We start from the raw sequence: 11,365 nt of genomic DNA, 5'->3' as shown, positions 1-11,365 counted from the left end.
CGTGATCAGCTGCTGGGAATGGTCAGCACCTGGCCAATTCTGACCATGTCAGAATTGAGGTTATTCGCGACTTTCAGGTTTTGTACCGACACGTTGTAGCGCTGCGCCAGAATAGATAAAGACTCACCACGGCTTACTCTGTGAGTACGGTTTTGTTGTTTCAAGCGTGCCCATAATGTGCCATCTGGCGGGGTACGCTTAAAATGACGTTTCACCGCGTTAAACATGGCCTTGGCTAATTTTTCGCGATGGGCAGACCAGTTAAGATTTTTTTCTTCAGTAGGATTGGAGATAAAGCCGGTTTCCACCAAAATTGAGGGAATATCTGGTGAGGTTAGCACAGCCAGACTAGCGGCCTGAGGTGCCTTTTTGTGCATACGGGTGACTTTTTTCATTTCACCAATAATCAAATCACTTAAGCCATAGCTGGTAGTCATGGAATGATCCATAGACATATCCAATAATGCCTGTGAAAGGTAGCGCTCACTATCGGTATTTTGTATTACCTCTGCGGCACCACCTAATAGTTCTGAATATTTCTCACGTTTTTCCAGCCAGTGACCTAACTCAGAGTTAGCGCGTTTCATGGATAATACCCATACTGAACCGCCACGTGGTTGCGGGGTGGTATAAGCATCGGCGTGAATCGATACAAATAAATCGGCTCCGGCTTTTCTGGCCAGTTCGGTACGGCGGTTTAGATCCACATAATAATCACCGCGACGCACCATAAAGGCTTCCATCCCTTGTTCGGCATCGATCATTTTTGCAAGTTGTTTGGCAATCGCGAGAGTAATGTTTTTCTCGTATGTGCCCGCACTGCCTATCGAACCGGGATCTTCACCACCGTGACCTGCATCAATCGCCACGATAATGTTTCTGTCATCACCTTCGTCAGCATGATGGCTTACCACTTGTTGAGATGATTGCCTTGAAGGTTGTGAGTCATCGTCACGCAGATCAATCACCAAACGGTCGCTATAGGGTGCAGTTGGTGGCAATGAGAAAATTTGTGGTTTTATTTTTTTTGTGAGTTCTACCACCAAACGTACTGATCGTTTGTTTTTGGGGGTGCTGTAGCGGATCTTTTTCACCAGATCGCTTTCATTAGCCAGCCCGGCGAAATTAAATTTCCCGCCGGTATCGGCTAAATCGATCACTAAACGTTCCGGTTTCGATAAGGTGAAGTAGGTGTATTGAGGGGCGCTGTCTAAATCAAATACCACCCGGGTATTATCCGGAGAAGGCCAGATACGCACGCTGTTGATTTTGTTATCGGCTGCCATTGCTGACCAGGTGCATAAACACCACATCAACAACAAGCTTTTTAATACTGGATAACGGCTCATAATCTTTATTTTAGTGTGTTGGTAATCAGCGCTTGTCCTGTATCGGATACAGCAGTTAAGGTGGCAGATCTGGCGTTATCCACATAGGCTAACTCAATGATTAAATCGGCCGGTGCCAGTAATCCTTGCCCTTTATCAGGCCACTCTATCAAATTTATACAGTCCTGTTCAAAATAATCCCGTATGCCCATAAATTCGAGCTCTTCCGGATCCGATAAGCGGTACAAATCAAAATGGAATATTCGCCATGGGCCAACTTCATAAGGTTCAACCAAGGTATAGGTAGGGCTTTTTACCCGGCCTTCAAAGCCCAGTCCATGAATAAAGCCACGACTAAAACAGGTTTTACCTGCGCCTAAATCACCGTGCAGGTAAATCGTGGTGGAGGTGTGACAGGCTTTGGCCATTTTCCCGGCGAGTGCGAGAGTGGCGGATTCATCGGCTAAAAAAACTTGCTGCTTCATCGGTTAACCAGTTGACGTATAAAGGGAATTAAATCACTGGCTAGCATACCATGTTCTCCCTCTTTGTGCGCTGCCATATCGCCTGCTTGCGCATGCAATAAACAGCCTTCGAGTGCTGCTTCGCCGGCATTTTTGCCCTGTGCCAGCATGGCGCCAACAATGCCAGTCAGGGTATCGCCCATTCCAGCGGTTGCCATGCCCGGATTGCCATCGGCGCAAATATAAAGCTGCTGATCAGCAATAATCACGCTACCGGCACCTTTTAAAATAACCTGACAATTGAATTTATTCGCCAGTTCCCGCGCGGCTTGTATGCGATTATTTTCGATATCGGCAGTGGTACAATTTAATAATCTGGCGGCTTCGCCCGGGTGGGGTGTTATTACACAATTAGCGTGAAGCGGGTGAGAATTTTTAGCCAACAGATTAAGTGCATCGGCATCAATCACTGCTGCGATTTGTTGATTAATAATGGCATGCATAGCCAACGAGTATTGCTGTTGTGCCCAGTCATTCTGCGCCAAACCCGGTCCCAGCGCGATGGCGCTACACCACTCAAATTGCTCTGGCTTAATCGGTGTTGCAGCCAGCATGGCTTCGGCTAAATTGCTGTTAATTGCTAAAAAGGAATCGCTATGTGTGGCGACTTTTAGCATGGCACAACCACTGCGCATAGCCGCTCGCGCACATAACAGCATTGCGCCCGGCATGCCGCTGTTGCCACCAATACATAACAAATGGCCAAACTGGCCTTTATGTGAGTTAGGCAAACGTTTAGCAGGTTTTGCGCAATCCTGTAACCGGCATAAACGTCCGTGAGATTTGGTGAGTTCATTTATACTGTGTTCAATGCCAAGCGTAGCCAGATGTAATTTGCCAACCTGATTTTTGCCATTACCAGTAAGCAATCCCGCTTTTAAACCGATAAAGGTGACTGTGCTATCGGCTTTTATGGCACAGCCAAGAATTTTTCCGCTATCGCAATCAAGCCCAGACGGCACATCCACACTAATAACCGCTTTATTGCTGTGATTAACTAAATTGATGGCGGATAGATAAGGTTCACGTACATCACCTTTTAAGCCGTTGCCCAGTAAAGCATCAACGATTAGATCAAAGTTATGCAATGATGTTGGCAATGCATGATCAATAAAGCCGCCAGCATCCAGCCATTTTTGCATAGCTTGTTGGCTGTCATCACTTAGTGCATGTTTATCGCCCAACAAACATAAATTAACCTCAAAACCAGCCTGCTTAGCCAGTCGCGCAATTACAAAACCATCGCCACCATTATTACCTTTGCCGCAAAGCACCAGAATCTGCTGGGCTGATTTATATTGCTGTTGCATAAGCTCAAAAACCGCAGCGCCTGCAGCTTCCATGAGTTCATATAAACTCAGGTCAATTGCTCTGGCGGCAGCCTCTTCGTGCTCGCGGATCTGCTGCGCACCATAAAGGTTCTGTGCTACTCTTGGCAGCGTTTGTGATATGGCATAGGTACTCAATGACGCAACTCCCTGAACAAGAACTCCGGCTTCTTGCTGAAAATATCAAGTCATGGGGAAAAGCGCTAGGTTTCCAGCAGGTTGGCATTGCTGATATTGATTTATCCCGTCACGAATCTCATCTGCAAAACTGGCTAGATAACGGCTATCACGGTGACATGGCGTTTATGGCCGAACATGGTATGAAACGCGCGCGCCCAGACGAATTAGTGCCCGGCACCTTGCGAGTGATAAGTGTGCGACTCGATTACCTGCCGACCGAAGCCAGCTTTGCCAAAAACCTCTCGAATAAAAATAAAGGTTATATCAGCCGCTATGCGGTGGGGCGCGATTATCACAAATTAATGCGCAACCGCTTAAAAAAACTCGGTGATAAAATTGCCAGTGAACTGCCAGTCGAATTTCGCCCATTTGTGGATTCGGCGCCGGTGCTGGAACATGCGATTGCCGAAAAAGCCGGAATTGGTTGGACAGGTAAACACTCACTTACGCTTAATAAACAAGCGGGCTCTTTCTTTTTTCTTGGTGAACTGTTTATTAATTTACCGTTGCCGGTGGACTCTCCAGTGGAAGAAGGCTGCGGTAATTGCACAGCCTGCATCACTATTTGCCCGACACAGGCGATTGTTGAGCCATATGTGGTAGATGGCAGGCGTTGCATTTCCTATCTCACTATTGAAAACAAAGGCGCCATCCCCGAAGAATTTCGTGCGCTAATGGGCAACCGCATTTATGGGTGTGACGATTGTCAGTTAATTTGCCCGTGGAATCGCTTTGCGCAGCTTAGTGCTGAAATAGATTTTCAGGCCCGCAATGCCTTGTTTAACAAAGACCTACTCGAATTATTTGGCTGGGACGAAAGTTACTTTTTAAAAGTCACCGAAGGTTCGGCCATTCGTCGCATCGGTTTTGAGCGCTGGCAACGCAATATCGCGGTGGCGTTGGGCAATGCACCATATTCTGCTCAGATAGTCGATGCACTGCAGCAAGCCAAATCAAATACCACTGAATTAGTCGCGGAGCATATTGACTGGGCACTTGAACAACAGCGTATTAAAGCTGAAACAGAAATTCCCATCTCACGACTGGATACCCGTTTAATCCGTAGTATCGAGAAGGGTTTGCCAAGAGACGCATAGTTATTGGTTAAAATTTTGTGAGAATTACTGAGGCCGTATACTTATAAATCAACTATTACAAGGAATGTAAACTTGATTCCAGGAAATGCAAAAAAGACACAGCGCGGTGCGAAACATCATTGGTGGCCAAAAAGTTTGTCTCAGTTCTGGCTCAATAAATCAGGAAAAGTGAATCGTATTAGTTCAAATGGAGAGATTATTTCCTCCAATCCAAAGGAGTTTGCGCACATATCTAATGGTCACAATTTTATTTATGATTCTCCAAATTCTTGGGAAGGAACAATTGAGCCTTTTTTCGATAACTCTGATCGAAATATGCGATCAATTGTGAAGGATCTAGAAGAGTTCAGGTCTTGGAATAGTTTCGAAAAGCGTTATATGTATGCAACCCAAAGTGAGGAACATCAAAATATTGATTTGCTTAGGGAATGCATTCTATCTTTGGTTGTTCGTTCACCATTTTACAGGAATCGGTTAAATAATTTGGTAATTGGATTTCGAGGAGAAATTCCAAAAAAAGAAAGTAAAATGCTGATTACTTCAAATATGGGAAGTGCATTCAGAGAGCTAACAAGAAATTCCGTTAGGTGTGGTCGGTTAGCTATTTTATTTTCTGACGAAGCCGAATTTATATATGGTGATGGTGTGTATAATAACATTTCATCAAGTGTATATTATTTATCTAATTTGCAAATTGTAATCCCAATAACTCCTAACATAGCTGTAGTGTGGGCTAACCCAAGGAGTTATATGTCTCAACCTTTAGTTCAATCATTACCCATCGACCGACGAACAGTATTGATGATAAATAATGCGATACAAATATACTCAAAAGATTATATTTTTTATCGGAATGAAATGCCTGAACTTATTGAGCCCTTCACAAGAAATGAACACCTTACATATTCAAACAATCAAAATCCTCTATATAAATTCGTAGATCACTTAATTAGATATGTTCCCTAGTATGTCAGTAAGATTTTCAGCGTGCATGCTCAATATCAAGTTAGGTAAGTAAAATAACCATTTCCAACTTAGTCTTTTTCACAAAAAGTTAATGGATTTCACCAAGTTTCGTATTTCAAAACTCCCCAATTAAATAAATTAACCAATAAAAACAACAGGTTAAATCTTGGTCTGGTTGTTGCTCTATAGTTTGGCAAAGGTGAAAAGTTCACTAATGGAAACCTGAGTTTGGCAATGGCGATATTTTTTGAGCCGAACAATAAAGGACGATTGATATGCAAACTAACCAAGAAGAGTATGAAATGCGCAGTACAGTGTTGAAGTCACTATTTTTAATTGTTGTGTTCCTAAGCCCATTATTTAATTTGGCTTTCGCTGATGAGCTGGACGATTTTATCGCAGCACAAATGCAGCAACGTCAGATCCCCGGCCTGCAACTGGCCGTGGTGCAGCACAATAAAATTATCAGAACTGGCAGCTATGGTTTGGCGAATATTGAAGATTCAGTGGCAGTTGATAACAACACTGTGTTCTCCATCAATTCAATGACCAAAGCCTTTGCCGGTGTGGCAATTATGCAATTGGTAGAGCAGGGTAAACTGGATTTATCTGCACCAATTGGCAGTTACTTACCAGAATTACCTAAAGCATGGCAGCAGCTTAATACCAAACAAATTATGGGGCATACCTCAGGTTTGCCTGCCATTTTGGCCAATGATTTTGGCAAGTTGATTGTGGAAGACGATCCACAAGCATCGTGGGAAAAAGTACAAACCTTGCCAATGGCATTCGACACAGGCAGCAACTTTAAATACAACCAAACCAATTACATCATTGTTGGTAAGTTGATTGAAAAATTAACTGGTCAGCCTTTTGCCGAGGTCATTACCAATCAGCAGTTAAAACAGGTTGGTATGCCGCGTACTGTCGAAGCGGGTTTTGATAACCTGAATAACGTAGTGAGCCATTCAGCAAAACGGTACACCACCTATTACACCGGTGAGCTAACCAACATTCGCAGTGAGATTTTCTCAAACATGTTGTATCCGGCTGCGGGCATGAGTTCGACCGCCACCGAACTTGCAAATTGGGTTATCGCCTTGCAAACCAATGAGTTGTTAAAACAACAGGGTAGTCTTGCCACTTTATGGACACCTGCGCGTTTAGATAATGGTCATCCGAAAGGTTTCAACCGTTTATTAAGTGGCTATGCACTGGGCTGGCCAATTGTAGCGCGTAATGAACATCCGGCAGCAGCGCCGGTTGGTGGCAATCGCAGCGGTTTGTTTGTTTACCCAGAGGACGATTTAGCCATAGTGGTGTTAACCAATTTAATGGGTGGCTCGCCAGATCGTTTCATTGACGATATCGCCGGTTTTTATGTAGAAGATATGCAAAAGCAAAATGGTTTTGGTTTACCTCAAAACATCAAAACCTTTTATTTAGTGCTGGAAAAACAAGGCTATAACAAAGCTTCTGAGATTGCGAAAACGCTAAACAATCAGTTTGCCGAGAGTGATATCAATAACTTTGGTTATTGGTTGGTTAATCAAAATAAGTTGCAACAAGCCTTAGCAGTATTTGAATTAAACACTCAGCTTTATCCCAATAGCGCGAATACATATGACAGCGTGGCGGAAACACAATGGCGATTAGGCCACATTCAGATTGCCATTGCCGGTTACCAAAAGGTACTTGAGCTGCAACCTGATAATCGTAATGCCAAAAAGCAACTGGCAAAACTGAAACAAATCCAGTCGGATAATATTTAAATTCGAGCAATAAAAAACGGTCTGAAAAGACCGTTTTTTATATTACTCATCCAACTAGAAGTTTATTGATGATAAGGCTTGCTGAACTTGTGTACCGCATCAATAAATACTTTGGCGTTTTCAGGTGGCACATCCAGATGAATGCCGTGGCCTAAATTAAATACATGGCCACTGCCGTTACCAAAGCCCTTAAGAATAGTTTGCACTTCCTGCTCAATACGTTCCGCCGGTGCGTAAAGCATTGAAGGATCCATATTGCCTTGCAGCGCCACTTTGTCACCCACGCGTGCTTTGGCATCTTCAATGTTAATGGTCCAATCCAGACCAACCGCATCACAACCGGTCGCGGCGATAGCTTCTAACCACATGCCCCCGTTTTTGGTGAACAGCGTAACAGGCACTTTGCGACCATCTGCCTCGCGGGTTAAACCATCAACAATTTTGTGCATATATTGCAGTGAAAATTCTTTGTAGGCCGCGGGAGACAACACGCCACCCCAGGTATCGAATACCATCACCGATTGTGCGCCTGCTGCAATTTGTGCATTCAGATATGTGGTAACCGAGTCGGCCAGTTTATCCAGCAACAAGTGCAAAGTTTGTGGCTCGCTAAAGGCCATTTTTTTGATTTTGGTGAAGGCTTTACTGCTGCCGCCTTCAATCATATAAGTGGCTAATGTCCACGGGCTGCCAGAAAAACCAATTAACGGCACGTCACCCTGCAAATTTTTACGAATGGTCGAAACCGCATTCATTACATATTGCAGTTCAACATTCGGATCAAAATTTGGAATTTTTTTGATATCGGCTTTCGAGCTGATAGGACGTTCAAATTTAGGACCTTCACCGGCTTCAAAATACAAACCTAAACCCATGGCATCCGGGATAGTCAGGATATCTGAGAACAAAATCGCTGCGTCCAGTTCATAACGACGTAAGGGCTGCAAGGTGACTTCACAAGCCAGTTCAGCATTTTTACACAGCGACATAAAATCACCCGCCTGACTACGAACCTCGCGATATTCAGGTAAATAACGCCCTGCCTGACGCATCATCCATACGGGAGTCATATCAACAGGTTGTTTTAAAAGGGCTTTTAAATAGCGATCATTCTTAAGGTCAGACAAAGTCACTGCTCCGGGAGGCTGAAAACGGGCGCTATTGTACACATTTTTAACCAATTCGTGCGAATACAAATCTGTGATGTGAATCAAATTATGACGAAAAGCTTGCGTTTTTTTTACAAACTCTGTTATAAAGTCCCTGCGCTAGTGAAATACTAACAAAAAGAAGCTCGTATACGAGACCTCCACGCTAAAATATTCAAGCCTTATCTTCGGATAAGGCTTTTTTATTTCCCGCTTAAAATCGTTTCTGTTGCGTCGCAACATTTGTTATCAAAACTGACTAAAACTTCTTTTGTACAATAAATAGCTTTCCTTATTTCATAAATTTCCGTATTCTTTCGAAAAGTAACTTAAGTTTCGAATGGAAAGTAATGAAGCGTAATACCAGCGAACGTCGTCAGCAAATTGTTGAATTGGTCAATCAGCAGGGCAAAGCCTCGGTTGAAAGCCTTGCCGCGCAGTTTGAAACTTCGGTTGTGACCATTCGTAAAGATATTACCCATTTAGAACAGGCGGGTTTGTTGCTGCGTAAATTTGGCGGAGCAGTACCCGTACAAAACCAAAGCAATAATGCGCCTGTAAATAATATTTCGAAACGAAAGTTATCCATTGCCAAAGCCGCGCTTGCTTTAATTAATGATCGTCAGCGCATGGTGATTGATAGTGGCAGCACTACCCTCGCCTTATTACCGTTATTAAGTGAAAAGCGGGGTTTAGTGGTTATGACCAATGCCTTGCATGTGGCTGATCAGTTAGTCAGTCAGGAAAACGAACCCACGTTATTGATGACAGGCGGCACCTGGGATGCGCAATCGCAATCCTTTCAGGGACAAATGGCTGAAAAAATGCTGCGCGAATACAACTTTGATCTGGCCTTTGTGGGTGCATCCGGCATCGATCTAAACAAGGGCACCACCACCTTTAATGAACTGACCAATTTAACCCGCGTAATGGCCGAAGTGGCCGACAAGGTGGTGGTAATGGCCGAGTCCGACAAACTCAGCCACAAAATGCCGAACGTGGAATTAACCTGGCAACAAATTTCTGTGCTTGTCACCGACAACCAACTGGATGCGGCGGCCAAAGCTTTAATCGAACAACAAGGCGTACAGGTTATTTGCGCCGAACCGCTATAAACGGAGTTATTTATGTGTGGAATAGTCGGCGCTGTCGCTGAACGTAATGTAGTTGAAATTTTATTGGAAGGTCTGCGTCGTCTGGAATACCGCGGTTACGACTCGGCCGGTGTGGCGGTTATAAATGGCGAAGGCGATATCGAACGTGTACGCCGTACCGGTAAAGTGCAGGAATTATCCTCTGCTGTCGCAGAAAATCCGGTACGTGGTTTTGTCGGTATTGCACACACTCGCTGGGCTACGCATGGTGGTGTAACCGAAGCGAACGCTCACCCACACTTTTCATCGGAGCGTGTGGCGGTAGTGCACAATGGCATTATTGAAAACTATTTAAAACTCAAAACCGAGCTGCAAGCTAAGGGTTATCAGTTCACATCGGATACCGACACTGAAACTATCGCGCACTTGGTAGATCACAAACTGCAAAGTGGCGACAGCCTGTTATCGGCGGTGCAATCGGCAGTAAAAAAATTCGATGGTGCTTACGGCACAGTGGTAATGGATAAACAGCAGCCAGAAAAAGTCGTGGTTGCGCGTTCCGGCAGTCCGCTGGTGATTGGTTTAGGGTTTGGCGAAAACTTTATTGCCTCGGATCAGCTGGCGTTATTGCCGGTGACGCGTCGTTTTATCTTTTTAGAAGAAGGTGATGTCGCCGAAATCAGCCGTACCGACATCCATATTTTTGATAAAAATGGTGAGCCGGTCGAGCGCGAAGTGATTGAATCGAATATCCAACACGATGCGGGTGATAAAGCCGGTTACCGTCACTATATGTTGAAAGAAATCCACGAGCAGCCAGTGGTTGTGCGTAATACACTGCATGGCCGTTTGCAGGATAACGGCGTAAGCAGCGAGATTTTTGGTGAAAACGCACAGGATATTTTGGCCAAAGTGCAGCACGTGCAAATTATCGCCTGTGGTACCAGCTATCACTCGGGCATGACCGCGCGTTACTGGCTGGAGCAACACGCTAACGTGAGCTGTAACGTGGAAATCGCCTCTGAATTCCGTTATCGCCACTCGTATGTGCACCCAAATAGCTTGTTGGTAACCATTTCTCAGTCGGGTGAAACCGCCGATACATTAGCAGCGCTGCGCTTGGCTAAAGAATCAGGTTATATGGCCAGCTTAACCATTTGTAACGTGCCGGGTTCGTCTTTGGTGCGTGAATCCGACTTGGCTTTTATGACCAAAGCCGGTGCTGAAATCGGTGTGGCATCTACCAAAGCCTTTACCACTCAGTTAACTGCGTTATTGATGTTAACTGCGGCCATTGGCCAGCATAAAGGCATGGCGCAGGACAAAATGCAGGCGATTTTAAAAGCGCTGCACAGCCTGCCTGCCAAACTGGAAGAAGCGCTGAATTTAAGTGATGCAATTGAAACACTGGCGGAAGAATTCTCTGATAAACACCACAGCCTGTTTTTAGGCCGTGGCGATCAGTACCCCATTGCGATGGAAGGTGCGCTAAAGCTTAAGGAAATTTCTTATATCCACGCTGAAGCTTATGCATCAGGCGAATTAAAACACGGTCCACTGGCGTTAATTGATGAAAATATGCCGGTCATCGTGGTTGCGCCAAATAACGAGCTGCTGGAAAAACTTAAATCTAACGTGGAAGAAGTGCGCGCTCGTGGCGGCATTATGTACGTATTTGCCGATAAAGATGCCCACTTTAAAAGTGATGACACCATGCGTGTCATCGATGTACCGCATGTGGACGCTATTATTGCGCCGATTATTTACACTGTACCGCTGCAACTGCTGTCTTATTACGTGGCACTGATAAAAGGTACTGATGTGGATCAGCCTCGAAATCTGGCGAAATCAGTTACAGTTGAATAAGTGTTTAAGCTGAATAAACAAATGTGCACGTTAAATAATGTTCGAAACGGTGTTTAATGTGC

Annotated in this window: 9 protein-coding genes; 5 read left to right on the top strand and 4 right to left on the bottom strand. The window is 44.6% G+C overall.

All coding sequences use genetic code 11. The features are described from left to right. Positions 1-5: 5 nt before the first annotated feature. From H8B19_RS08100 to H8B19_RS08090, 3 genes are read right to left on the bottom strand one after another with little or no spacing between them, the layout of a single operon-like run. Positions 6-1,349 (bottom strand): N-acetylmuramoyl-L-alanine amidase, encoded by a 1,344-nt coding sequence (locus H8B19_RS08100; protein WP_186506299.1) that lies wholly within the window; start codon positions 1,347-1,349, stop codon positions 6-8. A 5-nt stretch (positions 1,350-1,354) separates the two neighbouring features. After that, complete coding sequence (gene tsaE / locus H8B19_RS08095) at positions 1,355-1,813, bottom strand: tRNA (adenosine(37)-N6)-threonylcarbamoyltransferase complex ATPase subunit type 1 TsaE (protein WP_186506298.1); 459 nt, start codon at positions 1,811-1,813, stop codon at positions 1,355-1,357. Further along, a complete protein-coding gene (locus H8B19_RS08090; RefSeq protein ID WP_186506297.1) occupies positions 1,810-3,318 on the bottom strand; it encodes an NAD(P)H-hydrate dehydratase in 1,509 nt (502 codons plus the stop codon). Before H8B19_RS08090 ends, tsaE begins: the two co-directional genes overlap by 4 nt. Here H8B19_RS08090 and queG point away from each other — a divergent pair. From queG to H8B19_RS08075, 3 genes are all read left to right on the top strand, one after another. After that, the gene (gene queG, locus H8B19_RS08085; protein ID WP_186506296.1) at positions 3,318-4,457 is read left to right on the top strand and encodes a tRNA epoxyqueuosine(34) reductase QueG; all 1,140 of its coding nucleotides are present in this window, start codon (positions 3,318-3,320) and stop codon (positions 4,455-4,457) included. The two genes, H8B19_RS08090 and queG, sit on opposite strands and share 1 nt — an antisense overlap. Positions 4,458-4,529: 72 nt before the next feature. After that, on the top strand, positions 4,530-5,423 hold the full coding sequence (locus H8B19_RS08080) for a DUF4238 domain-containing protein (protein ID WP_186506295.1): 894 nt from the start codon (positions 4,530-4,532) through the stop codon (positions 5,421-5,423). Positions 5,424-5,698: 275 nt separating this feature from the next. Continuing rightward, a complete protein-coding gene (locus tag H8B19_RS08075) occupies positions 5,699-7,195 on the top strand; it encodes a serine hydrolase domain-containing protein (RefSeq protein WP_241737535.1) in 1,497 nt (498 codons plus the stop codon). 62 nt (positions 7,196-7,257) lie between these two features. Here H8B19_RS08075 and hemE read toward each other — a convergent pair whose 3' ends face one another. Then, on the bottom strand, positions 7,258-8,322 hold the full coding sequence (gene hemE, locus H8B19_RS08070) for a uroporphyrinogen decarboxylase (protein ID WP_186506418.1): 1,065 nt from the start codon (positions 8,320-8,322) through the stop codon (positions 7,258-7,260). Positions 8,323-8,654: 332 nt separating this feature from the next. Here hemE and H8B19_RS08065 point away from each other — a divergent pair, with 332 nt between their 5' ends. Together H8B19_RS08065 and glmS are read left to right on the top strand one after the other, a co-directional pair. After that, positions 8,655-9,458: a DeoR/GlpR family DNA-binding transcription regulator gene (locus H8B19_RS08065; protein ID WP_479682835.1), complete on the top strand. Its 804-nt coding sequence runs from the start codon at positions 8,655-8,657 to the stop codon at positions 9,456-9,458. 12 nt (positions 9,459-9,470) lie between these two features. Continuing rightward, complete coding sequence (gene glmS / locus H8B19_RS08060) at positions 9,471-11,303, top strand: glutamine--fructose-6-phosphate transaminase (isomerizing) (protein ID WP_186506293.1); 1,833 nt, start codon at positions 9,471-9,473, stop codon at positions 11,301-11,303. The last annotated feature ends 62 nt before the right edge of the window (positions 11,304-11,365 follow it).

Origin of the sequence: Neptunicella marina (genome assembly GCF_014270035.1) — a bacterium.
In the GTDB taxonomy this organism is placed as follows: domain Bacteria; phylum Pseudomonadota; class Gammaproteobacteria; order Enterobacterales; family Alteromonadaceae; genus Neptunicella; species Neptunicella marina.
This window is presented reverse-complemented; position numbering and strand designations above follow the sequence as displayed.

What these genes read in the sequence shown, in the direction of transcription:
- H8B19_RS08100 (WP_186506299.1), bottom strand. Translation starts at nt 1,349, where the DNA reads ATGAGCCGTTATCCAGTATTAAAAAGCTTGTTGTTGATGTGGTGTTTA.
- tsaE (WP_186506298.1), bottom strand. Translation starts at nt 1,813, where the DNA reads ATGAAGCAGCAAGTTTTTTTAGCCGATGAATCCGCCACTCTCGCACTC.
- queG (WP_186506296.1), top strand. Translation starts at nt 3,318, where the DNA reads ATGACGCAACTCCCTGAACAAGAACTCCGGCTTCTTGCTGAAAATATC.
- H8B19_RS08075 (WP_241737535.1), top strand. Translation starts at nt 5,699, where the DNA reads ATGCAAACTAACCAAGAAGAGTATGAAATGCGCAGTACAGTGTTGAAG.
- glmS (WP_186506293.1), top strand. Translation starts at nt 9,471, where the DNA reads ATGTGTGGAATAGTCGGCGCTGTCGCTGAACGTAATGTAGTTGAAATT.